Annotated in this window: 23 protein-coding genes; 13 read left to right on the forward strand and 10 right to left on the reverse strand. The window is 39.7% G+C overall.

The genetic code is table 11. The features are described from left to right. Positions 1-26 precede the first annotated feature (26 nt). The gene (locus tag ACZ5GY_RS10500; protein ID WP_213690071.1) at positions 27-773 is read right to left on the reverse strand and encodes an ATP-binding protein; all 747 of its coding nucleotides are present in this window, start codon (positions 771-773) and stop codon (positions 27-29) included. Continuing rightward, entirely contained in the window at positions 742-1182 is a 441-nt protein-coding gene (locus ACZ5GY_RS10505; RefSeq protein WP_213690072.1) for an RrF2 family transcriptional regulator, read from the reverse strand. The genes ACZ5GY_RS10500 and ACZ5GY_RS10505 overlap by 32 nt, the downstream gene beginning before the upstream one ends. A gap of 165 nt (positions 1183-1347) precedes the next feature. Between ACZ5GY_RS10505 and ACZ5GY_RS10510 the strand changes: the two genes are divergently transcribed. Next, complete coding sequence (locus tag ACZ5GY_RS10510; protein WP_213690073.1) at positions 1348-3252, forward strand: sensor domain-containing diguanylate cyclase; 1905 nt, start codon at positions 1348-1350, stop codon at positions 3250-3252. Here the strand turns inward: ACZ5GY_RS10510 and ACZ5GY_RS10515 are convergent. The 6 genes from ACZ5GY_RS10515 to ACZ5GY_RS10540 all read right to left on the reverse strand — a co-directional run bounded on the left by ACZ5GY_RS10515 (position 3249) and on the right by ACZ5GY_RS10540 (position 9468). Next, positions 3249-4436, reverse strand: coding sequence for an aminotransferase class V-fold PLP-dependent enzyme (locus tag ACZ5GY_RS10515; RefSeq protein WP_464111848.1), 1188 nt, complete (start codon positions 4434-4436; stop codon positions 3249-3251). The two genes, ACZ5GY_RS10510 and ACZ5GY_RS10515, sit on opposite strands and share 4 nt — an antisense overlap. Positions 4437-4542: 106 nt before the next feature. Next, positions 4543-5127, reverse strand: coding sequence for a DUF4234 domain-containing protein (locus ACZ5GY_RS10520; RefSeq protein ID WP_213690104.1), 585 nt, complete (start codon positions 5125-5127; stop codon positions 4543-4545). 23 nt (positions 5128-5150) lie between these two features. Then, positions 5151-5885 carry a hypothetical protein gene (locus ACZ5GY_RS10525; RefSeq protein ID WP_213695529.1) on the reverse strand — a complete coding sequence of 245 codons (735 nt, stop codon included), beginning with the start codon at positions 5883-5885 and terminating at the stop codon, positions 5151-5153. A 21-nt stretch (positions 5886-5906) separates the two neighbouring features. Beyond that, on the reverse strand, positions 5907-7154 hold the full coding sequence (locus tag ACZ5GY_RS10530; RefSeq protein ID WP_213690076.1) for an SPFH domain-containing protein: 1248 nt from the start codon (positions 7152-7154) through the stop codon (positions 5907-5909). A 49-nt stretch (positions 7155-7203) separates the two neighbouring features. Beyond that, a complete protein-coding gene (locus ACZ5GY_RS10535; protein ID WP_464111849.1) occupies positions 7204-8370 on the reverse strand; it encodes an MFS transporter in 1167 nt (388 codons plus the stop codon). A gap of 87 nt (positions 8371-8457) precedes the next feature. Beyond that, positions 8458-9468, reverse strand: a complete 1011-nt coding sequence (locus ACZ5GY_RS10540; RefSeq protein WP_464111850.1) for a DHH family phosphoesterase — start codon at positions 9466-9468, stop codon at positions 8458-8460. Positions 9469-9865: 397 nt separating this feature from the next. Between ACZ5GY_RS10540 and dnaA the strand changes: the two genes are divergently transcribed. The 5 genes from dnaA to ACZ5GY_RS10565 all read left to right on the forward strand — a co-directional run bounded on the left by dnaA (position 9866) and on the right by ACZ5GY_RS10565 (position 16031). Further along, the gene (gene dnaA, locus ACZ5GY_RS10545) at positions 9866-11194 is read left to right on the forward strand and encodes a chromosomal replication initiator protein DnaA (RefSeq protein WP_213690079.1); all 1329 of its coding nucleotides are present in this window, start codon (positions 9866-9868) and stop codon (positions 11192-11194) included. A 227-nt stretch (positions 11195-11421) separates the two neighbouring features. After that, positions 11422-12573 (forward strand): DNA polymerase III subunit beta, encoded by a 1152-nt coding sequence (dnaN, locus tag ACZ5GY_RS10550; RefSeq protein ID WP_213690080.1) that lies wholly within the window; start codon positions 11422-11424, stop codon positions 12571-12573. Between the two features lie 11 nt (positions 12574-12584). Next, entirely contained in the window at positions 12585-13637 is a 1053-nt protein-coding gene (gene recF, locus ACZ5GY_RS10555; protein WP_213690105.1) for a DNA replication/repair protein RecF, read from the forward strand. Positions 13638-13672: 35 nt separating this feature from the next. Next, the gene (mnmG, locus tag ACZ5GY_RS10560) at positions 13673-15568 is read left to right on the forward strand and encodes a tRNA uridine-5-carboxymethylaminomethyl(34) synthesis enzyme MnmG (protein WP_213699217.1); all 1896 of its coding nucleotides are present in this window, start codon (positions 13673-13675) and stop codon (positions 15566-15568) included. Then, complete coding sequence (locus tag ACZ5GY_RS10565; protein ID WP_213690082.1) at positions 15549-16031, forward strand: DciA family protein; 483 nt, start codon at positions 15549-15551, stop codon at positions 16029-16031. The genes mnmG and ACZ5GY_RS10565 overlap by 20 nt, the downstream gene beginning before the upstream one ends. Positions 16032-16102: 71 nt before the next feature. Here ACZ5GY_RS10565 and ACZ5GY_RS10570 read toward each other — a convergent pair whose 3' ends face one another. Continuing rightward, complete coding sequence (locus tag ACZ5GY_RS10570) at positions 16103-17308, reverse strand: hypothetical protein (RefSeq protein ID WP_307879646.1); 1206 nt, start codon at positions 17306-17308, stop codon at positions 16103-16105. Positions 17309-17331: 23 nt separating this feature from the next. Further along, the gene (locus tag ACZ5GY_RS10575) at positions 17332-18537 is read right to left on the reverse strand and encodes a M20 metallopeptidase family protein (RefSeq protein ID WP_464111851.1); all 1206 of its coding nucleotides are present in this window, start codon (positions 18535-18537) and stop codon (positions 17332-17334) included. 164 nt (positions 18538-18701) lie between these two features. On the opposite strand from ACZ5GY_RS10575, the gene ACZ5GY_RS10580 reads away from it, so the two are divergent. From ACZ5GY_RS10580 to dapD, 7 genes are all read left to right on the forward strand, one after another. Beyond that, positions 18702-19454 (forward strand): hypothetical protein, encoded by a 753-nt coding sequence (locus ACZ5GY_RS10580; RefSeq protein ID WP_213690084.1) that lies wholly within the window; start codon positions 18702-18704, stop codon positions 19452-19454. 37 nt (positions 19455-19491) lie between these two features. Next, a complete protein-coding gene (locus ACZ5GY_RS10585) occupies positions 19492-20370 on the forward strand; it encodes a YitT family protein (protein ID WP_213699215.1) in 879 nt (292 codons plus the stop codon). Between the two features lie 45 nt (positions 20371-20415). Beyond that, positions 20416-21261: a pantoate--beta-alanine ligase gene (panC, locus tag ACZ5GY_RS10590; RefSeq protein WP_213690086.1), complete on the forward strand. Its 846-nt coding sequence runs from the start codon at positions 20416-20418 to the stop codon at positions 21259-21261. Positions 21262-21681: 420 nt separating this feature from the next. After that, entirely contained in the window at positions 21682-22659 is a 978-nt protein-coding gene (locus ACZ5GY_RS10595; RefSeq protein WP_323401778.1) for an aspartate-semialdehyde dehydrogenase, read from the forward strand. 17 nt (positions 22660-22676) lie between these two features. After that, positions 22677-23561: a 4-hydroxy-tetrahydrodipicolinate synthase gene (gene dapA / locus ACZ5GY_RS10600; protein ID WP_464111852.1), complete on the forward strand. Its 885-nt coding sequence runs from the start codon at positions 22677-22679 to the stop codon at positions 23559-23561. Further along, the gene (locus ACZ5GY_RS10605) at positions 23561-24214 is read left to right on the forward strand and encodes a 4-hydroxy-tetrahydrodipicolinate reductase (RefSeq protein ID WP_464111853.1); all 654 of its coding nucleotides are present in this window, start codon (positions 23561-23563) and stop codon (positions 24212-24214) included. The genes dapA and ACZ5GY_RS10605 overlap by 1 nt, the downstream gene beginning before the upstream one ends. After that, positions 24193-24891: a 2,3,4,5-tetrahydropyridine-2,6-dicarboxylate N-acetyltransferase gene (dapD, locus tag ACZ5GY_RS10610; RefSeq protein ID WP_213699213.1), complete on the forward strand. Its 699-nt coding sequence runs from the start codon at positions 24193-24195 to the stop codon at positions 24889-24891. The genes ACZ5GY_RS10605 and dapD overlap by 22 nt, the downstream gene beginning before the upstream one ends. Positions 24892-24897 lie beyond the last annotated feature (6 nt).

Raw genomic sequence — 24897 nt, forward strand, 5'->3', positions numbered from 1 at the left:
ATCAATCCCTCCTCTTCTTTATAACGCTACTTTGAGAACACATATTTTGTCGTTTCTTTATCTATAATTTTTCCACCTATGCTTATTTTTATAAGCTTGAGCGTTATATTGACCTTAGCATGTTCTATGGCATGGGAGATAAGACGAACTAGACCACCACAACATGGAACTTCCATATATATGGCAGAGATAGACTTGGGTTCATTGGCAACAATAAGTTGGGATATTTTATCTATATAGGCTTGAGCATCATCAAGTTTAGGACATCCTATTAAACAAACAGAATTTTCTTCCAGAAGAAATTGTCTGTGAAAATCAGCAAAGGCGTAAGCAGTACAATCAGCAGCAATAATAAGGTTGGCATGATGAAGGTATGGAGCATTTATTGGCACTAAACGAATCTGAACTGGCCAATTCCCCAATTGTGATTTTTGAAGATCTGTTTTCAGTTTCTTTTCAGATGCTTTTTCAATTCTACTTGATGTACTTGTCTTTCTCAAATCTGTTGCCATAGAGCCAGGACACCTCGCCATATGGCGTTTTACAGCGTCTTCATCGTAAGGAGCAGCCTCTCTTTCTTCAAAAAATATTGCTTCCTGAGGACATTTTCCAATACAATCACCTAAACCATCACAATAAGATTCGCTGACAAGCTTTGCCTTTCCGTCAATAATCTGGATCGCACCTTCATGACATGCTTGGGCACATAAACCACAACCATTGCACTTTTCTTCATCAATCTTAATAATCTTCCTTTTCACCATATGACTCATACACTTCACCTCTTACCAGATCTGATAACAACTTATCCCGCAAATACCCTAAAAATTCTTGCGTCATTTTCTGCAACAGACTTCCGAAAATACAGATATGAAAGGGGCACTCTTCGCAATGGAGCAAACAATAATTTTCCTCAGTTTTACCCTCTATCTCTTCGTATATCTCAAGTAATGATATACTTTCAGCTGACCGAGCCAATTCAAAACCACCGCCAGGCCCCCGTGAAGACTCGACAAAACCTGCTTTGACCAAACGTTGAAAAACTTTCGCTAAATGAGCCTCTGAAACATTAATAATTTCCGCCATTTCTTTTATGCTCATTCGTTTACCAGTAACAGCTAAAAGTCCCATCCCATGAAAAGCAAGGGATGCCGCTTCAGAAATAGAAACTATCGAATGCATTATGTGCCTCCAATTTTTAAAATCAGGAATTATAGTACCTGAATTCCTTTATTTGTCAAGGCATTTTTTGACAGCCTTTATATTGACGATTAAACTTACGATAATAAGTTGGTGATAAGTAATATTTTACGTATAGTAGATACGTATAAAGGACAGGTGAAGCTCGTGTCGATACGCACAAAAACGCTGCTTATTATAATCATTGCCTTTATTGTTAATGCCTTTGCGGCGTTCTGTATTGCTGATCGCTTCATTTTAAAAAGATTTATTGATTTTGAAGAGCAGACTTTCGAAAAAGATAATCAAAGAGTTCTTGAAACGGTAAATTATTTCAGAGAAAATCTTGAATCAATCGCAAGTGATTGGGCACCATGGAACGACACTTATACCTTTGCTTCACAGTATAATGAAAAATATATTACAGACAACCTCATGGATGAAACCTTTACAAATCTCAACCTTAATCTTTTTCTTCTCCTTAACAATGACGGAAAAATTCTATATAGCACTCTTTTCGACACATCAACTTTTCAAAAAAAACCATTGATTCAAGAGTATGCAGATACCATAAAGGAAAGTATTCAAAATGGGGAAAAAGACGGTTCCTTTTCGGGGCTTATCTATATGGACAAACCTATGATTATTGCGCTTCACCCTATATTAAAAAGTGATTTCTCAGGGCCTTCCAAAGGATTTCTTGTCGTTGGACGTTATTTTGATGATAGTGCGCTGAAACAGGTTTCAACATATCTTGACATTTCTTTGAAGATTTTACCAACAGAAATCGATAATGAAGAATTTAACAGTGAATTGAAAGAACTCAAGCCTTGGCATACAAAATATAATTCGCTCTCTTCTTCGTTTTTAGAGGCCCAAACACTCATACCTGATATAGCAGGAAATCCCATCTTTCTTCTTGCAACAGCAAAAGAACGTACCCTTTTTCATTATGGACATCACACTGTTATTATTGTTCTTTTTCTTTTCCTCGGAGCACAGGGAGTTTTGGCAACTTTTATTCTCCTTTTCTTAAATAAAACGATACTTTTTCGCCTTCATCGTATGGCTAATAAAGTTAAAGAAATATCACATACCACTAATTTAGACCTCAGAGTATCCGATGAGGGAAAAGATGAAATTACTTTTTTATCTCATACTATAAACAACATGATCGACAACATTCAAAAAATACTAGATGCGGCTCCAGACATGTTTTTTATATGCGATATAAACGGAAATATTATTTTGTCTAATACACGAGCTTGTCAACTTCTTGATTATGAAAAAGAAGATCTCGTTGGTCATCCGCTCAACGCCTTTATCGGTCGAAATCCGTTGCCTGTTTTTGCACAAAAAGAGACAGCTCTTGTGAGAAAAAACGGAGATAGAATTCCCGTTGAATTTCAAGCTCAGAAACTCTCTCTCGGTAACAGAAAACTTATTCTTTCAATAGCAAGAGATATTTCTCATCGTAAAGATCTTGAAAATCGCCTTTATCATATGGCCTACAGAGATTCTCTAACAGGCCTTCCAAACAGGGCAAGTTTTATGGAGCGCCTTCACCGTATTCTCGGAGCAAATAAGCGAGGAAAAAGTATCCCCTTCCTTTTTATTATGATGGATGTAGATCACTTTAAAAATATTAATGATACATGTGGCCATCTTTATGGAGATCGTGTTTTACGGGAAGTAGGAAAACGCCTTCATTTTCTGCTCTCCGAAAATGATGTTTTTGCTCGTCTGGGAGGAGATGAATTCGTTCTACTTTTGCTGCATAAAGATAAGGAAGATGGTATGGCTTTTGCAGAGAAAGTCAAAGAGGTAATGAAGGACCCCCTGAAAATAAAAAATGTTTCAATAACTCTCTCTTTCAGCATGGGGATTATCACCAAAGCAGAGTGCTACAATTCTATTACAGACCTCTTTAGAGATTGCGATGTGGCATTGTACGAAGCGAAACGTCTAGGAGGAAATACTGCTGTCTTTTTTAATGAAGGGATAAAGAAAGCTTCCTGCCCGCAAGAGGGGATACATGGACAGGAAGCAGGGAACAGCGTTATTCGTTTTTAAGCTTTCGCCTTCACTGGGTGTGAAAGAATACTATTAAGAGCCGTAAGGCAAGAATCAATTTCTTCCTCTGTGTTGAAATATCCAACAGAGACACGTAATGCTCCTCCCATTGCTTCAGTACCAAGTGTTTTATGTGCAATCGGAGCGCAATGGAGCCCTGGCCGAGTCTCTATACCTGCTCTATCCACGAGTTCCGCAGCAATAATAGCGTGATCGTGTCCTTCAAAGTTAAGAGGGAAAACAGGCAGCCGTCCTTCCATAGTTTTTTTGCCCGCAAGAAGAATGGAAGGATTTTTATTTATTCCCTCAAGAAAACGAGCTCCCAACTCTATCTCGCGCGCATGTATCTTCGCCGGACCCTCTTTAATGAGCCATTGTAATGCAGCTCTCAAGCCAGCTATGCCTGGAAGATTAGGCGTTCCAGCTTCAAATTTATCAGGCATACAATCAGGTTGATATTCAAGGTGAGAAAAACTCCCCGTTCCCCCTTCAATAAACCAATCAACTTTCTCGGCAAAATCAGGATTCCAGACAATGCCACCTGTTCCTTGAGGTCCCATAAGTCCTTTATGCCCCGTAAAACAGAGAGCTGCCAAGCCTAAATCTGTCACATGAATGGGCAATACTCCTGCTGTCTGGGCAGAATCGATAACAAGGGGAACGCCAGCGGAACGACAAAGACGAGCTATTCCTTCTATATCTTGAATCGTTCCACACACGTTACTTGCATGGGTCATAACCATAAGATCGTATTTCTTTTCAGTTAAAGCCTCACCCAAAACATCAAGAGGAAGAACACCTTCACTGTCGCATTGGAGAACTCTAATTTCCACTCCGCGCTGCTGTTCAAGGCGTCGAAGAGGCCGCATGGAAGCATTATGTTCCATGCTACTCGTTAACACTCTCATTCCAGGTTTGAGAAAACCTTTAAGAACAACGTTTAGCGATTCGGTTATATTAGATGTGAAGGTTACATATCTAGGATCCGCATCTTCATATCCATGAAAAAATTCAGCCAACAATTCTCGACAATTTAAGACAAGGTCCATCGTCCCGAGATCACGTTTTGCTGTTGCCCCCCGGGCCAAATTTGCCCCTGAATTGACCAAAAAATCATACATTGCCTCTGGAACAACCTGAGGTTTCGGCCATGTTGTCGCCGCATTATTCAAATATATGGGCATATGACTTCACCTTCCGTTATATTTATTATAAAAATATATTATCACTAAATCTTTTTGACGCAAGAAAAAAGGTTGCTTCTTAAGAAGCAACCTCAAATTTATAACTTTAATTTGCTCGCTTGAAAACCCCGATATCGATAAGGCGATTTATATGATACTGAATATAGAAAAAAGTAAAAAAGAACGTCATTATCTTTGATGGAGCAATGTTAGGAAGAACATCTTCATCTCCAAAACTCGCAATATATTCACGAAGCATTTTTCTCATCTTAAAAGCAAGAATAATCCATGTAATCCATGATGCTATCCTCATAATGCCTTGTATTTCCGGATCTTGAATTGCAATGGAAAGCCCCCACAGAATAAGAGGTAAAGATGCCAACCATCCGGCAATTTTTTCTGTTCCTTTTAATTCATTAAAAGCCTTTTTTCTCAACAAAACCCATACTACTGGATATATACCGAAAGTAAGGATGGTAAAAAGAACTGCTATACCAACACTAACCCTCTTAAAAGCAATTTTTTCACCCGAAATCGATACTGGTGTAAAAACTGTTGAAGAGACTGATTCTTTTTCTATTTTCTTTTCCGGCAGAAGCGTTCCACAATATGCACAATATGTGGAACCTGGCTCATTGTTAGCACCACATGACGCACATGTCAGTTCCCTTTCAACATTGTCTGCTGCCATTCCATTTCCTCCTCAAATATAAACTATTTCATACGAGCGATAAGCTCTTCTCTGTCTGTTACATATTCCATAAGTTGTTTAAGATTTTCTAAAATCTTCTCCTCCTCAGAAGAACCTTGTTCTTCTACGGTAAAAAGATCAATTCCGTCTGAAATTTTCTCGATCATTTCGCTTATTTTCTTTTCAATGGGAAGGGCATCCTGACAACTTACAGGATCAGTGTATCTGATTTTTCCTACAAGCTTTTGGATCTCTAGCAAAACATCATCGCTCAATTCGTTATCTCGAGCTTGGGTAAGGACTCGGTTCAAACGATCTGTCCAAAGACGAATAGTATAGATATCTTCCTTCTCTTCTTTTTCCCTTGCCGTAATAGAAACAGCCGACATAAGCGTCGTTCCGCTTAATGACAAAAAAGCAGCTAATCCAATAATGTGCGTTACAGCATATCCTGTAACTGAGAATTCAAACCCCTTCCAGAAAAGGAGAGGATTAACAATCAAAAAAAGGTCGTAAAGAATTATAAGTGTTCCAAGACCAAAAAAAGCTGGCGTAGGAAGCCCCTTATCAAGATCTATACGAATCTGTAATAAACCAAACAAGAAAGAGATAACGATACCAACTAGGAGGAAGAAAAACGTTATCCAAAAATAAGCACTTCGTGCATCGGGCTCTGTCGTCATGAAGGAAACAGCAATAACAGCACTAAGAACTACCGCCATAACAAAAAGGAGAGCGAGACTCAATTTATTTTTCATTTTCATTAGAAACTCCTTCCCTTACTGGATAGGATTTTCATCTAGTTTCTGCCCGCAGGAAGGACAAAAACGAGCATTTAGATCTACGTTTTTTCCACATGAAGGACAGATACGTTTCATTTCCCGGCCACAGAAAGGACAAAAACGCATATCAGCTCCTACCATATTGCCACACTGAGAACACTGAACGGGAACAGATGCCCCACATACTGGACATCTCATGGCTTCATCGGGAATATCATTGCCACATGATTGGCATAACCGTATTTTACGTCCACACTGAGAGCAAAATTGAGCATCGTTAGGAAGAAAAGCTCCACAATTAGAACAGGTAATGCCACTCGTCTTTGCTTGTTCTTTCGAACCATCGGTACGCAACTCCTCCGTCATACGAGCTGCCGTCTGTCCAAAAGCACCTCCAACGCCAACACCCATTCCCAAGCCTATTCCAGCCTGCATAAGGCCAGCGCCATTGCCTTCATTTTCCGCAGCCTTTTCGAGAGTGTCAAAACTTCGTTCCTGCTGATAGGAATACCCTAAAATATCCATTTCGGCCTTTTTAACAAGGGCATTTTTAAGTTGAATGACCACTGGGTCATCGTCTGGTACGTTCACTGAATTAGCAAAAAAATTAACGAGTTCAATGCCATAATCTCCCAAGATGGGACGAATTTCCTCTTCCATATGAGCTGATATTTCATTGAGATATGCATTTAGCTCAAGAATAGTCTTTTTCTCAATAACAATGTAACTCGAAATTAGATCTTTAATACGCGTAGTAAGAAGACCCCTGAAAAAACGGGTCAGATTCTCTTTGGTAAAGAGAGCAACATTACCTACAAGTTTAAGTAGAAATTTGCGAGAATCAGCGATTCGTATTCCAAATTGTCCATAGGAACGAACAGGCAGCCACACTCCATATCGAGGATCTTGAATCTGAATAGGAGTTGGCGTTCCCCATTTAATATCAAGGGAATAGAGCTTATTGACATACCATACTTCTGCCTTAAAAGGTGATTTTCCCCCATAAGGAAGGTTCATAAAAGTCGAAATAAGAGGAATGTTATTTGTGCTTAATGTATGACGTCCAGCTGGGAAAAGATCAAAGGCCTGTCCATTTTTAAATAAAATAGCCTCCTGTGACTCTCGAACTACAAGTTGTGTCCATGTAGACAATTCATCGGAACGACCAGTCCCATCTACAAATTTCCAGGCAAAAACGTCGTGAGGATCGGGTCCGTTATACTCGACAACTTTTATAACTCCCATTGATGATCACACCTATCGTCATGGTTTTATATGTATCTTTTCTACCAGTTTATCTGTTTTGCGACAAGAGTTGTTTGCTACTTTTCCCTTTTACTATAAACCATCCTGTTCCCACTATTCCACAAAAAAATGCCGTGTAGAAATTAGCAGCAGGACTCACCATCCATAACAATGCTCCGCTAAAAGCCGCTACTGAAACAATGATATCGCGTATCATGTAGTATAAGCCAAACATGGCTGCACGACGGTCTGCCGGAGCTAAATCGAGAATAAGCGATTTCCTCGTTGGTTCACCAAACTCTTTAAATCCGCGAATAACAAATGCTCCTGCCAGCGGCCAAAAAGAATGAGAATGATAAAGTGCGATAGGAAAAATAGTAAAAAAGCAGAAAGTTATTGCAACGAAAATTTTTTTATTTCCCCTATCAGCTAGCCACGCCACTGGAATATAAATAAACATGGCAACAACCATCTCTATAGTTGTAAGAATCCCAAATTGAAAGGCTGAAACAGGATTAGCAATAGTCTTCATCGCCCAAACGACAACAAATGCATAAGGAATTTGTTCACAAAAACGAATCAATATATCTGAAATCAGTAAATTTTTAAGGTCTGTAGGCATAAGCTGAAAAACAATAAAAGGATTTTTTTCAGGGCGTTCTATGATTTCCCGATCAGGGGTAATAAGAATTTGTTGTAAAAAAAGGGCAAATCCAGCCAGTATGAACGCAATAACAAATGCAAGTCTGACCCCTGTTCTTTCTCCCCAAAAGCCTATCATTATTCCCCCTATAATAGGTCCTAGAGCCATAGGAATGCGTCTAATAAAGGAATGCATAGAAACACCCATAGTTCGCCTGTTAGAAGGTAAAACCTGAGCTATAAGCTTCATTGTCGCTGGTAAAGAAATAGCAGACCATGACAAAAACAAAAAGGAAGCCCCTATAACAGCCCACCAAAAAGGAAACAAAATAACGATAAGAAAACCGATCATTGCCAAGATATTGAAGAGAAAGAGGGACGTTTTTGTTCCTAAACGGTCGGCAAGATAGCCTCCCGGATATGAGTATAAGGCAGAAAGTAAATTATCAAGCCCATTAAGAAGGCCAATAGACAGAGGACCTCCTCCAAGAGCAATCAGGTATATAGGTAGAAAGCGTTCTGCTAATCTTTCTCCAAGACCGACTAATATAACCATGGAAAGAAGCCCGATCATACTTCGTTCCAAAGCTAAAAAGTTTAAAAACCTTTTCTTTAAATATGTAACTTTAAACATTTTATTTAATTTTACCTCTATTCTGTTCTAAGATTCTTCTTCCAACTTCATTGCATCTTTTAATAAATTCCCAAGATTGAGACTGGCAGATTCATTCCGCTCTTGAATTGTACGAACTGCAGCTTCAAGAGAACTTCTAATCTGTTCTTGCGTATAATATGGGGGAAAATAAAGAGCAGCAGAATCATCATGGCCGCCACCTCGCACTTTTTTACCATCTCGAAGAATACCAACTACACTACCTGCAATAGCATTTCGACTACGTAGAGACAAAACCCAATCTCCAAGAGCACGACGAGCAGCAACAGCAACGATTAACGGGGGATTATCACGTCGATCAAGAATGAGGCCACCGAAATCTGAAACATCTCCAAATTCGAGAATTCCATCTTCAACAAATGCAATATCCTTGAACCGATTTATAGTTGCAAGAGCTTTTTCAAACCGGATCTCTTGCCTTTTAATAAAATCACGAGCAGCCTCTTCTTCAAAAGGCTTCAAATGCGATGAAGGAGAAGCTGCCAAACGTGTTAAAACACTTTCAGGACCACATAATGTAATCATAGCCTGCCATAATCTGCTTTCTTCCCGCTGGTTCAACCATAAATCTCTATCGTTGGCAATATCCACCATGTCAGACAAACATTGGGATGCCGTACGAGGAGAGTGTTCAAGTAGCCATTCAAAGTAGACTTTTGCTGCACATTTTGATGTGTCGACAACTAGCCATGGACGATTGGCATAACGTTGAGCCGTTGTCTCATGATGATCAAAAACAAAGGGACAATTGAAAGGAAGGGTGTTTATATCGTAAGAATGATCAATCTCTTCTATAGTTTTTTCTTTTTGACAAAAAAGGTCGAGAACTATTGTAGGGATTTGTGCCTTTAAATTTTCGAGAATAAGACTATCCACACTACCATACCCAACAAGAGAAACTTTCATAGGAAACTCATTACGAAAATGATGCCATGCCACGGCAGCAGCAGTAATGCCGTCTAAATCTGTATGGCTGATAATATGACACATATATGCCATAAACATTCCCCCTAAAGATAAAAATCATGATACGTGTGTATTTCTTATTTTAACCGGAGTTTTCTAAAGATGTGTAGAAATTATCCACAAACGATGGATAAAAATATGATATGATTCCCTCTGCAAGAGTTTAGGTCATCCCTTGTGGGTAAAAACCATAAATTTTCCCCAACTATCCACAAGTTGTGAATAGTATGTGGATAGTTGGCAAAACTCCTGTACGACCCTTTGGTAAAGATTAGTCATTTTGACAGTTTATTTTTGAAATTCGAGTACTTTAGGTAACATGGGGCTTGTTCTCCTTTGAATAAATCGTGGATATAGTGTGGATATGTGGATAACTTTTGTGGATACGCTGTGGTAAGATGAGGTGAATCCATCGGTCGAGGTGAATAAATTGGTGGATAAAAAAATTAGTGACATCTGGGATGATGTTCTCAACAGCATTGAAAAAGCAATGCCTGAAGGGACTGCAGATTTATGGTTGAAAACCTGCGTTCCTCTCTCAATTGTGGACGGTGTCTTTATTATTGATGTTCCAAATGTTTTTGTTAAAGAACAAATTTCTAAAAGGTTTCAAAATCTTATCGAAGATATTCTTGACGATAAGGGATATGCGCAATCTATTGAATTAAAATTAGCTTCAGAAACACGAAAAGATGAACAACAACGAGCAGAGAGGGCTGTTCAACAAACAGGTACTCTCTCTAGAAGCGGCTTAAACCCAAATTATATTTTTAATAGTTTTGTCGTTGGTAAATCTAATCGACTCGCTCATGCCGCGAGTCTTGCTGTAGCAGAAACTCCAGGAGAAGCGTATAACCCTTTATTTATATGGGGAGGTGTCGGTTTAGGAAAGACCCACCTCATGCATGCTATTGGGCATTATGTTCTTAATAAAAACAATTCACTTAAAGTAACATATGTAAGTTCCGAAAAGTTCATTAACGAATTTATACAATCTATAAAAAATAACAGAACTCAAGAGTTTAAATCTAAATATAGAAATGTGGATATTCTTCTCATTGATGATATTCAATTTTTAGGAAACAAGGGAAGCAGCCAGGAAGAATTTTTCCACACATTCAATCAGCTTCATGTAAGCAAAAAACAGATTGTTATCTGTTCCGACCGTCCTCCTAAAGAGATACAAAATATAGAAGATCGTCTTGTGAGCCGCTTTGAATGGGGCTTAGTTACCGACATTCAAATGCCTGACCTTGAAACACGTATTGCCATTCTCGAAAAAAAGGCACAAATTCGTAACTACGAGGTTCCAGAAAACGTTATTTCTTTTCTTGCGCAAAACGTTCCAAGTAATATCAGAGAGTTGGAAGGAGCTCTTAATAGAGTTGTCGCTTGTGCAGAACTCAATAGTGAGCCTATTACTGAGGAAAATGCTGCCCAATGGCTAAAAGATATTATTCGCCACAACTCCAAGGGGCCCATTAGTGTTGATACTATTCAACAGATAGTTGCCGAGAATTTCAGTCTGAGAGTTGAAGATCTTGTAGGAAATCGACGTACTTCGGATATTGCCTTAGCTCGACAAGTCGCAATGTATCTTTGTCGAAAACTTACTGACGCAAGTCTACAACAGGTGGGACTTTCCTTTAATAAAAAGGATCACACTACAGTTCTCCACGCCCAAAGAAAAATATCCAAACTCATAGAAGAGCAGCCACGAATGAAAGAAATTGTGGATAACATAGAGAATAAGCTGTGAAAATAGCTCTGAATAGGATGTGAATAAGTAAATTATTCAAGTTTTTCACAATTCTACTGTGGACAATGTGTATAACTCGGGGAGAAGTTGTGAGTATTTATCCACCAAAGAAAGTTACATTTTAGAATGGCTGACGACGATTTCCACACTATCCACAGTACCTATTACTATCATTATTACCTATATACATAAATAATAAAGATAATAACAACGGGAGGGAATATGTTATGAGACTCCAGGTGAGCAAACCCGATTTCATGAAAAGTTGGCAAACAGCAGAAAGAGTAACAAGCACAAAAAGTACTATAAGCTCTCTTTCTGGAATTTTATGTCGTGTTGATGACACTTCTGTAATACTTGAAGCTACAGATCTCAAAACATCTATTAAGTGTATTGCCACTGGGGTAAATATCGAAGAAAGCGGAGAAGCTATTCTTCCTGTTAAAATTGTCGGAGAACTTTTTAAAAAAGCTCCTACTGAAACATTTACTGTCTCGGTGAAAGAAGGAAAAGGAATTATTTTTGCAGGAAGAAATACATATCGTTTTTCTACATACCCTGTTGAAGAATTTCCACATCTCCCCTCAGCAGATAATGCGCAATTTTTCTGCACTGCTAAAGCAGAAAAACTCTCTCAAATTTTAAGTGAAGGAACAGTTGCCAGTACCCTTGGAGAAGAGTTTCCCAAGTACTTAGGTGCAGCCCTTCTTGAACTTAAAGAGAGTGAACTTCGAGTAGTTTCCACTGATGGACGACGACTTTCTTTATCAAAAGCATTACTTGATGATTATGGTGAAACAGAAAAAATGCTTCTTCCTTTAGCAGGACTAAAAGAGCTTCTGCGTCAACTTTCATCTTTAGAAGCCGATAAGCCAGTTCGAATTCTTCACGATAATACACTTGCGTATTTTCAGATGGGTGATGTAGAATTTTCAATTCGGAAAATAGAATCTTCTTTTCCTAATTACGAGAAAATTTTAAATCCTCAAAGTACAACAACATTAACAGTCTCAAGAAACGCATTAACAGAAGCTCTTGAAAGAGTTGATGTTGTTGTTAAAGACCATAGTCGTATGGTTATTTTAAAACTTTCTCCTAATGGAGATCTTCGTATGATTGGACGAGCCCCTGAAATAGGCGAGGCTGAAGAAATATTAGATGCACAAATTGATGGCGAACCTTTATTGATTGCTTTTAATGTTTCTTACCTTCTAGATGGATTAAAAGCTTTACATAGTGAAAATGTATACGTTACATTCAACGGACCAGAAGGGCAAATGAGCATGCTTCGACCAGGCGGAAATGATTTCCTTTATATGCTTATGCCTATTAAGCTCAACGAATCTGAACTTGCATATGAAAGGAACGAAGAAGAATAGTCTATTGCAGACTGACTTCGTGGCATAATTTTAGAAATTTAACGCCTCGCCGTCTTGAATGGGCTGCGGGGCTTAATTTGCTTATTGGAAATAACGGCTCTGGAAAGACAAATGCACTGGAGGCTCTTCATTTTCTTTCTGGGTGGGGCCCTTTTCGTTCTCAAAGGAAAAGCGTTCTTGTGAACTGGAATATAGAAGAAAAACAGGCTTTTTTAAGAGGTTTTTTTTCTGGAGAAGGCGATATAGATATTGTGGCAACTGTAGGAGAGAAAAATGTTATCCAGTGTGATGGAAAACGAACGACGTATGGAACAATACGTTCTAACATTCCAACGTTGGCTTTTCTTCCTGGGGATTTGGCTATAGTAGATGGAGCTCCGTCAGTTCGACGTCAGTTTCTTGATCGTCTATGTGCTTTACTTTTTCCTTTGTATGTTCGGAAGATGAGTGATTGTCGTAAGACATTACGCCATCGTGCTATCTTGCTAAAAGAAAGAAAAGATCCTTCTCTAACTTCAAAAGTTCTTGCTCCTCTTGTTTCGTGGATATGGTCGACTCGAGCCGCTGCTGTTGATCTTTTAAATATAGGAATAAAAGAATTTTATGCACTTCTTCCTGCAGAAATAGAACTTACTTTTCAGAGGGGAGGAGCTTTTGATTTACAAGATCCACTCGAAGATTATTGGCGATCTGTTAAAAAATGGAGAGATAAAGAGCGTATCACAACAGTTCCCCAAGTGGGGCCACAACGGGATGATATGATTATTACGTCGAAGGGACAACCTGTGACGATGACGATGAGTCGTGGACAGAGACGGAGAACAGCAGCTTCATTAATGCTTGCTGCAGGATGGGCTGTAGAGAGAAAGATGCGTCGAAAACCTATTTTGATTCTTGATGAAATTGCAGCTGAACTTGATGATTATGGAAGACAGCTTCTTATTGAAACCCTTGTTCAATCGTCATGGCAGGTTTTTGCTGCGACTGCTGAGAGTTCTATGGGACATTGGCCGGGAGCTATTTGGAACGTTCACCAAGGAGATATTGAGAGAAAAAATTCATAGAGATTTAAGAGAAAAGAAAAGGTGAGATTGGAGAAATGGTGCAAAATAAGTACGATGTTATAGTTGTAGGTGGTGGTCATGCCGGGTGTGAGGCTTCTTTAGCGGCAGCTCGCATGGGATCAAAAACCCTCATGTTAAATCTATATCTTGATAACACAGCTCTCATGCCTTGTAATCCTTCCATTGGTGGTCCTGCAAAAGGTCATCTCGTTCGAGAAGGAAATGCTCTGGGAGGCGAACAGGCAAGAGCGGCGGATCGTTCAACTATGCTTGTTCGTTGGCTTAATACGTCAAAAGGTCCAGCTGTACAGGCTTTACGGGCTCAATGTGACCTTCATGATTATAGAGATCATTTTATATGGGCTATACAAACGACACCTAATCTTGAAGTACATCAGGATATCGTTACCGATTTGTGGGTTGAAAATGGCCGCGTACGTGGGGTTAAAACGAAATATGGTTTTACATATGAAGCAAAAGCTGTGGTTCTGACAACAGGAACATACTTAAAGGGACAAGTACACATTGGCCTTTTAAGTTATGATTCGGGCCCTATGGGGCAGATGCCTGCTACAGAGTTAAGTCGTTCACTTATTGAAAATGGAATAGAATTAAGCCGAATGAGAACAGACACAACGCCGCGTCTTCACCTTGATACTATAGATACACCTTCTCTTGTCGAACAAAAAAGTGCCGAAGATCCCCTATGTTTTGATATTTGGGGCGAAAAGAAAACATATAAGGGATATTCATGTTATTTAACGCGAACTAATAGGCATCTTCATGACATTATCAGAGAAAATCTTGAGCGTTCTCCTCTTTGGACAGGGCGGATGCATGGTTTTGGACCAAGATATTGCCCTTCTATAGAAGATAAAGTCATTAAATTTCCAGATAAGGATAGTCATCCTGTTTTTTTGGAACCTGTTTCATGGAAAAATAAAGAAGTATACGTTCAGAATTTTTCCACTAGCTTACCTTATGATGTCCAGGTAGCCATTGTTCATGCTCTGCCAGGATGCGAGAGGGCCCAAATTACGAGAGCTGGCTATGCTATTGAGTATGATTATGTTATTCCCACACAACTTTATTCATCTCTTGAAACCAAAAAAGTTAAAGGGCTATTTTGTGCCGGACAGATTAATGGAACGTCAGGTTATGAAGAGGCTGCTGCTCAGGGGCTTATGGCGGGTATTAATGCCACGTTGTCTGTTCGTAATGAGGAACCTCTTATTCTTAGAAGATCTGATGCATATATTGGGGTGCTTATCGATGATTTGGTTACTAAAGGTACAAATGAACCCTATCGTATGTTGACGAGTCGTTGCGAATATCGTCTTCTTCTTCGTTTTGACAATGCTGACCGTCGGCTTGCACCTATAGGAAGAAAATTAGGGCTTATTGATGATGATCGATGGAATCAAATACAGAAAAAATGGAACGTTGTCGATCAAGAAATAGAAAGGCTTTCACAGATTAGAATTACTCCGTCAAGTGAAGTTAATGGTTGGTTAAATAGCATAGGTTCTTCTCCTCTTGAAGAGGGGGTACGTGCAAAAGATCTTTTGTGCAGGCCTGAAGTAACATATGGAGGTCTGCAACCATTTTTGCCTGCTCTTGACTATACATTAACTGATGAAGAGGCTCAAAGTCTTACTATTGAGATTAAATATGCAGGGTATATTGAACGCCAGAAGAGACAGGTTCTTCGGCTTCATAAAGGGGAAAAAATCTATATTCCTGATGATTTCTCTTACGATGAAGTTCCTGGGCTCCTTGCTGAAAGCCGTCAAAAACTAGAAAAGATAAAGCCCCAAAATCTTGCTCAAGCCAGTCGTATTTCTGGTGTTACTCCGGCAGATATTCAACTTCTGTCTGTCTATCTTGAGACAAGAAGGAGGCGGAAAAAAAGTGAGGTTACGGCGTCGTAACGAAGCGAGTTCTATTGCAGCTTTGCTTGGTAGGTCTTTTTCGCCTGCAGCAAAAAAAAATATTCTTCTCTCTCATGTCGCTCAACGCTGGGAAGAAGTTGTTGGTAAAACACTGGCAAAGAAAAGCCAACCTTTTGCTTTAGAAGGTACGCAGCTCTGCATACGTGCAGAAAGTCCCATAGCTGCACAGCGTCTTTCCATGATGGGAGCCATAGTAGCTAAAAAAGTGAGAGATGGATGGGATCTCCCTGTATGTGAGGTTAAAGTTATTGTTGGCAATGTTCGTCAAAAGACAATAAAAACGGCGCAACGAAAAAGAGAATATATATCTCCGAGAACTGAAGATATTTCAAAAAATTTAGAGCGAGTGAAAGATAGGATTGATGATCCGGATATTGCATTGTCTTTAGCGTCTTTAATGGCTACATGGAGTCGTCGTTTTGGACAAAAGAACAAAAGATGATTTTTTAGTTCATAATAAAAAGCCCTGGAGAATAACTTCCAGGGCTTTCTTGTGCATCTATTTTTTATAGATTAGAGCATTTTTACAAAAATGCCGGCAATAATAACTGATGCGACGGTAACAGTCGTAAATCCACCGACAAGCATTTTAGGTAACATATGGTCCATAAGAAAATTAAATTCTTCTGGGTTATCTGCTAGAGCTCTGGCAGCTTCTTCGGTAAGAATGTAATTGGGAGGGAAACCATAGAGTGCAGTAAGAGTAAGGGCAAACGCCATAGCTTTTGAATATCCAAGTAGTTTGCCGACGATCATTGAAGCAATTCCCATACCTATAACGCCAATGATAATAATAATGACAAGATCTCCTGCCATTTGTGTCAACATAGCCGGTGTTGCTTTTGCTAACGCTACAAAAACATAAGCCATTAATGAAAGCATTAAATATCCAAACGATCCAGATTTATTTAAAGGCTTTCTTTCGAGGAAACCTATTTCTGCAGCAATGACACCAAAAATAAGGCAGAGAACGAATTTGGAAATAAAATCATTCATCAATGCGGAGGCTCCTACAGCAGCCCATGCTACAAGGCCTGTTTTTGCCAAAAGCATGAAAGTAGTTTGATATGAATCAGGAAGAGGGGGAATAAATTGAAAACGGCCTCGAGTTTCAGCTGTTTGTTTATTTGATTTCGAATTTACTTGAAGTTTTTCGAGTTCTTCTCCTCCATTATGATAAATACTGAGCAGACGTTTTCCTTCTTTTTTCAGAGCTAAGGCTGTTAATGGATATCCAACGAATCCTTGCATAACGTACATAACGATGGCAAGAATAGCAAGAGTTGTTAACCCTTTTTCTGTAGCTGCTTGATTCATCATGATAGCAGCTACGATTCCTCCTGTGAGAGGAGGTGTTCCAACAATAATGGCCTCCTTCGCTACAAAAAGACGACCTAAAGTTAATAATACGCCAACCATACCTCCAATTCCGCATAACGCAATGGTAATAGTTTTCCATTCAGATACCAATTCTTTGAGACTCATTAAAGTTCCCATATGAACCAATAGCAAGTACATTGCCATGAGAGCAACAGGCATACCAAGACCAGCGATGATATCAACATTGCTTGGAACAAAAGTCCAGAAACCAAAAAGAAAAAGCGTAGCGGCGACAAAAACAGAGGGTACAAAAGCTTTCGTCTTATTTGAAACAACATCCCCAATGGCCATAAAAACAGTAATAACACAAAAAGACATTATGACGCTCATTTGTTGCATACGCAGACACCTCCCTGAATTTTTTACTTCGTATGGTTCGACTGGTGCGACAAATAATGACAAGCAATACCAGCTAAAAGAGCAGAGCCTGTCTTGAGAACATCTTCATCTATTTGGAACTTGGGGTGATGATGTGGAAAATTTATTCCTTTTTCAGGGTTACCGGCTCCGAGGAAGAAAAATGCCGATGGAACATGTTGACCAAAATAGCTAAAATCTTCCGATCCCATAACAAGGCGGCACTCTTCTACATTTTCCTTACCTATTAATTCTGCTGCTACATCCATTGCCATGGAAATCATATCGGGGTCGTTTATTGTTGCGGGTAAAAATCGTTTATAATCGAGTTTGCCTTCACATCGGGAAGAGAGACACTCTCCTTCAACAATTCGATGAAGGGCTTCTTCAATATGATCCTGAACGTCTGGATTAAATGTTCTGACTGTTCCATTCATGGTGACTGAGTCTGGAATGATATTGAAACTGTTTGAATTTGTTTGGAGTCCGCCGAGACTTACGACTGCTGTTTCCTGAGGATCTATTTCTCGACTGACGATAGTGTGAAGGGCAGTGACAATTTTTGAAGCGGCTATAATCGGATCGACTGAAAGTTCAGGTGCTGAACCATGTCCGCCCTTTCCTTTAATCGTGAGATACCATCCGTCAGCGGAAGCCATAATAGCTCCTTTTCGATAAGCAACTTTTCCTGCTGGAATGGGGGCCCATATATGGAGACCAACGGCAGCATTTACATTCTCTAAAGCTCCTTCTTTGATCATTGCCAAAGCTCCAGACTTTATGCCATGTTCTTCCGCAGGCTGGAATATAAGTCGAACGCGTCCTTTGAGCTCATTCTTCATATCAGCTAAAATATATGCAGCACCAAGGAGCATTGCTGTGTGAGCATCGTGGCCACAAGCATGCATGTAATCATTTATCGAAGCAAAAGGAAGACCTGTTTCTTCTTTCAGGGGAAGGCAATCAATATCAGCTCTCAAAGCGATACACGTTGAATTTTCTGCGCCGCCTATTTCAGCTACAACGCCAGACTCTGTGTCGCCAAAGCCGACTTGGATAATAGAATACCCTAATTCTTTTAATATTTCGATAATTTTTTGTGTGGTTTCTACCTCTTTCCAGGATAATTCCGGATGAGCATGAAAATGTCGGCGGAGTTTAATAATTTCGTCTTCATATTTTTCAGCGAGTTGAGAAATGGTATTGTACATAATTGTTCCTCCTTTTTTACAAAAAGACATATTTTGATAGTGAAAATTATATTGATAATTTAAAAAAATAAACCTTGATAGAAGATTATCTAATTTCATCATATAAATCAAGGATTTTACTTCGATAAAGAGCAAAAAGGCCAAAAGAAAGGAGTGGATATTGTATGCAAAAGAGTAAATTTATTAAAAAAATTTGTATAAGTTTAATCTTAATAGGAATTATGAGTTGTCGCTTGTGTGCAAGTGAATGGGACGATCTCGTTCGTTTTTACAATTTAAAGTCAGATATGACAAAAGAGGTTAATGAATACAGTGAGAAATTACTTCAGGAAGCTTATAATCTTTCTGCAGAGGATTTGTGGAGATCGTTATACCAAGATTTGACTCCACGACAAAAGGCAGCTAATGGTCTTTCTCTTTTAGAAAAACTATGTTCAGGAAATATAGGGAAATGGGAAAATGTTAAAGGATTCTGGTATCCGACGCTTATACCTCAATCATTGGCAGTGATAGATGGTTTTTATATTCTTGTTTTATCTCTTACTGAACTTTCTGATGAACCTGCTCCGTGGCTTGCTTACAACCTCATTCATGATTTGCGTTCTTCATCGAGAGGTAAATTCTATTTTTTAGAAACAGCTCCTGCGGAATACGAGCTTATACTTAAACGTTTGGAGAAACGTGGTGTTCCTGTTCCTCCCCATTGGTTTGAATTTATAAAGAGGGGAAGATTGCCTCTTGTTCGTTCCTTTCGAGGGTGGATCAGTTATAATAATGTCCTTTTTAAAAATATGGTTTTTCTTGACAGCGTTGGTCGGCCTGCATCAAACGGATATTATGCGTGGGATCGAGACACAGGGTTTATTTATGAAATAGCTACAAGGGAGCGAAGACGTATTTTTATTCCTTGGAATTAATTATTTTATATTTCGTACGGAGGCCAATATATTAACTATGTTCACTCTTTTGCTTTCTGAAACAAAACAATGGATTCGCCGTGAATGGGGAACGTTGCTCTATATGACTATAGGCACAATTATCATGAGTTTTGCTATCATTGCTCTTACTGTGCCTTATAAATTTGCTAGTACTGGCCTCACAGGAATAGCGCTTATAAGTCACTACGCCTGGGGAATTTCTCCAGCTTGGATTCTTGCCTTTGGTAATATTATTTTGCTTCTTTGGGGATGGAGAGTATTATCGCCACGTTTTGTGTTTTTTACACTCTACGTTTCTTCTCTGATGACAATTTCAATCATGTTTTTTGAGCTTTTTACATATCCGGTACTCCATAATATTTTTTTAGCGGCAATTCTAGGAGGAGTGCTAGGAGGCTTGGGAATGGGACTTGTTTTCAGAGGAGGAGGATCCACTGGAGGAACGGATGTCATTGTTATGGCGGCGAGAAAAAAATATGGTATAGATGTAGGAATGTACTCTTTTTACATCAATATAGCTATTCTTCTTACATCGTGGTTTGTTGTTGATTTAGAACAGCTTCTTATGGGAGGAGTTCTTCTCTATATTGAGAGCCTCACTATTGATAATGTTTTAAAATCATTTGATCGTAGAAAGCAATTGATGATTATTACGAATCACACTGACGATGTTAAACAATTCATTATTGATGATCTTGATCGTAGTGCCACAATAATTGATGCAAAAGGCGCCTATTCAGGAGAATATAAAAATATGCTGATGGTGGTTTTAACAAGAAGACAGGCTATGGAGCTTAAACGCTATACTGTTTCTATTGATCCAACGGCTTTTATCATTCTTTCCGATGTTTCGGAAGTTGTCGGCTGTGGTTTTAAACACTGGAAGAATATTTAGTTTTTCTTTAAAAAGGCTTGTCATAAGGAGGTTGAGATTCTCCAAATGGAAGTAATTACCAGAATAGACACAATGCGTGAAAAGTTAATTAGCAGCAGACAGGTTGGTCAGAAAATAGGACTGGTACCCACAATGGGTTTCTTACATGATGGACATCTTTCTCTTATTCGTAAGGCAGCTCAAGAAAATGACATTGTTGTTGTTAGTGTCTTTGTCAATCCTACGCAATTTGGCCCTCAAGAGGATTATGAAGAATACCCACGGAATGTTGAAAGGGACGCTCTTTTAGCTGAAGAGGCAGGTGCTACTTTTATTTTCCATCCATCAGTTGAAGAAATGTATCCGGAGAATTATGAGACATATGTTGAAGTTACAGATTTGACCAAGGTTTTATGTGGTCGTTCTCGGCCAGGGCATTTTCGTGGGGTTACAACAGTCGTAACAAAACTTTTTAATATTATTCAGCCGGATCGGGCGTACTTTGGTCAAAAAGATGCTCAACAGGCTATTGTGATTCAAAAAATGGTAAGAGATCTCAACCAAAACGTAAAAATTTGCGTATGTCCTATTGTCAGGGAAAAAGATGGCATCGCGATGAGTTCTCGTAATACCTATCTTACAAATGAGGAACGGATGCAGGCGGCTGTTCTTCATAAATCTCTCGAAATGGCCCAAAAAATGATCGATGAAGGGGAGCGTGACGCTAAAACGATAACAAAAGCGATAGAAAAACAGATTTGCACTATGGAAAAAGCTTACATAGATTATGTAGCTCTTGTAAGCTTGCATAACTTACAGCCTCTTACAGTGCTTTCTGGAGACATACTCATTGCTTTGGCCGTTAAATTTGGTGCAACACGTCTTATTGATAATGTAATCATTACCGTATAGAAAAGGCATTATATTGCATATAATGTAACAGATAGTGTTTATATCCCTTGACAGTTTTCTATTTGTTTCGTATAATCCGTCCCAATCTATGGAAACTGGAACTTTATAATATTACTACGCTAAAGGCAATGAAACAGGGCGTTTTTTCTGATCTATTATTCCTTACCAGAGATGGATGTTCACCGGCTGAGAGACATCCTTAAGGAGGCGGGAAAATCTTAAAACCTGTTGAGCTGGGGTGGAAAGGCATAGAGCTGAAGTACACTCACGGACTTATCTTCACGTTACGAAGATCGAGGCGGAACACAATATAGATGTGTTCAAGCAGGGTGGTACCGCGGGCATTTGAATTTCAAGAGGCTCGTCCCTTCGGGGACGGGTCTCTTTTTTTATGTATGAAGAGGTAAAGGAGGAATTATAATGAGAATTGCAGTGGTAGGAGCTACAGGAGAAGTGGGACGTATGATGATAAAGGTGCTTGAAGAACACAAAGTTCAGCCAGATGAACTTCGCCTTTTTGCTTCTGCGCGAACAGCAGGGATGTCGCTTCTTTTTGGCGGAAAGTCCTATACTGTTGAAGAACTTACTCATGACGTTCTTCGAGAAGGTTTTGATTACGTTCTTTTTTCCGCTGGTTCCGATGTTGCTAAAGAGTATGCTCCCACTGCGGCAGAAGCGGGATCTGTTGTCATTGATAATTCCTCTGCTTTCAGAAGAGACGCTACGATTCCTCTTATCGTTCCCGAGATCAACGGAGATATTCTTGAAGGATACAGAGGGATTGTTGCCAATCCTAACTGTTCAACTATTCAAATGGTTCTTGGGCTCTATGAAATTCATCGCCGTTTTGGAATAAAATCTATAGTAGTGAGTACGTATCAATCTGTTTCTGGAGCTGGGAAAAAGGGAATGAACGAACTTCAGAGTCAGATCGAAGGACATATACATCCCCAAAAATTCGTTCGTCAAATTCATCTTAACGTTATTCCCCACATTGGAACTATTTTAGACAACGGTTTTTCTGATGAAGAAATGAAAATGGTTCATGAAACCCATAAGATATTACGGGATGACTCTATTAGTGTATGGCCTACTACTGTTCGTGTCCCTGTCTTATATGGTCATTCAGAGGCTATATGGATAGAAATTCGTGATGCAGCTTCCCTTGAGGATTTGCGTGGAGCTATTGAATCAAGTGAAGATGTGGTTTTAACAGATAGCGTAATTTCCCCCCTTGAGGGTGCAGGAACCGATTTTGTGTACGTTTCTCGTCTTCGCGCCTTTGACGATAGACGTTTCTTAATGTGGAATGTCGCGGATAACATTCGTGTTGGAGCGGCTACGAATGCCGTTCGGATATTAAAAAAACATCGGGCACTCAATGCCCGCAACATTTAACAGGAGGTGTATGACCCATGTTTAGTGGAACAGGAACAGCAGTGGTTACCCCCTTCAAAAACGGGAAAGTTGATTATGAGAGTTTCGGAAAGTTTTTGGATTTTCAGATTAACGGTGGCGTAGACTTTCTTGTTGTTCTCGGAACAACTGGAGAAGCTCCGGCTGTATCCATGACTGAGAGGGAAGAAATTATACGTTTTGCAGTTAAAACCGCTCAAGGTCGCGTTCCAGTTGTCATAGGAACGGGTTCGAATTCTACAGAAGTGGCTATTGAGCTTTCCAACCAGGCCCTTTCTCTGGGAGCGGATGGAGTTCTCGTCGTCACTCCATATTATAATAAACCTCCTCAAGAAGGTTTGTATCAGCATTTCAGTACAATAGCTTCCCGTATTAACGGTGGACGATTGATAATTTACAACGTTCCCGGACGTACGGGTATCAATATTTTGCCAGATACAGTGCTTCGTTTAGCCGAAATTAAAAATATAGTTGGTATAAAAGAAGCCTCTGGTGACGAAGCCCAAGTGGATTATCTTATTCGGAAAATGCAAAAAAAGCGCCCTGACTTTTTAATCCTTTCCGGCAATGATGATCAGGCTTTTCACCTTGTCAATGCAGGTGGAGATGGCGTAATCTCTGTACTTTCCAATGTGGCACCTCGTGAAATGTCAACAATGATTCGTTTTGCTCTTGATGGGAATATTGAAAAGGCTAGAGAGCTTCATTTGCGATTATTCCCGCTCATGAAGGGACTTTTCTGTGAGACTAATCCTATTCCCGTAAAGTATGCTGTGAGCAGCTTGGAATATTGCGAAAATGAACTTCGTCTTCCTCTGGTTCCTGCATCACAAAAAGCAATGACTGTTGTTGATGAGGCCATGAAAGAGAGTGGAATTCACTAATGCGTTATGGACTCGTAGGAGCCTCTGGTCGTATGGGACAGGAAATACAGAAAGCCTTTGCTGGCCACATGCTCTCCCTTACAGTTGATATAAACGGTGAAAAATATACGGATAAACCTCAGGTTATTGTCGATTTTTCAAGTCGTCTTGCTTTACCTCGTACGATTGAATTATGCCATCAGCATAGCGCGGGATTAGTCATTGGCACTACCGCTATTACAGCTGACGACATTACTCTTCTTCAAGAGTTGGGAGAAGAGGTACCTGTTGTACAAAGCTTTAATTTTTCCGTAGGCATTAATATGCTCAAGGTTATATTGCGCCAATTTGCTCTTTATCTTGCTGATTGGGATATTGAAATTTCAGAGACTCACCATAACAAAAAGAAGGATGCACCTTCGGGTACCGCTCTTTTGTTAAAGGAGGCGACAGGTCGAAACTGCGAAACTCATTCTCTTCGAATGGGAGGCGTACCTGGCGATCATAGCGTTTTTTTTGCTAATGAAGGTGAAATTCTCGAATTTACACATCGTGCCCTCTCGCGCTCTGTTTTTGCTTTGGGAGCGTTACGGGCTGCGGAGTTTGTTCTCAGCGCAGAGCCGGGATTCTATTCTTTTGAGGAGGTCGTAACATGCGCACCGAAGAGATCATAAAACTGATAAAAGAGTCAAAAAAACGAACCCCTGCCAAGGCCTATATTTCTGGAAATTTCGAAGGATGCGCTTGGGGAGGGCTCACTTTTATAGGCAGCGATCATTTCGGTATGCTCGTTGGTGACCATAAAGATATAGAATCTGCACTTTCCGCCAATGCAGCTCGTATTCATGCAGTTCATATAGAGGTTCAAGCGCGGAACTCCGCCCTTCCTCTTGCCGATCTGACAAAATATGAGGCTCGTATAGAGCCAGGATCCATCATTCGTGAAATGGTGGAAATTGGCAAAGGGGCCGTTGTCATGATGGGGGCTGTTATTAATATTGGTGCCGTTATTGGTTCAGGAACAATGATCGATATGAATGTAGTTATTGGTGGAAGGGCAATGATTGGCTCTCACTGTCATATTGGTGCAGGCGCAGTTGTAGCTGGAGTTATTGAGCCACCAAGTGCAACGCCGGTAATTATTGAAGATAATGTTTTAGTGGGAGCAAATGCCGTTATCCTTGAAGGGGTTCATGTCGGTAAAGGAGCGGTTGTTGCTGCTGGTGCCATTGTAACTAAAGATGTTCCCGAGGGAGCTGTTGTTGCTGGTTCTCCTGCCCGTATTATAAAAATGGTTGATGCCCAAACAGCAGATAAAACTCAGATCGTTCAAGACCTGAGGAACCTCTGATTTAGG

The sequence above is a fragment of the Aminobacterium thunnarium genome, assembly GCF_055390565.1.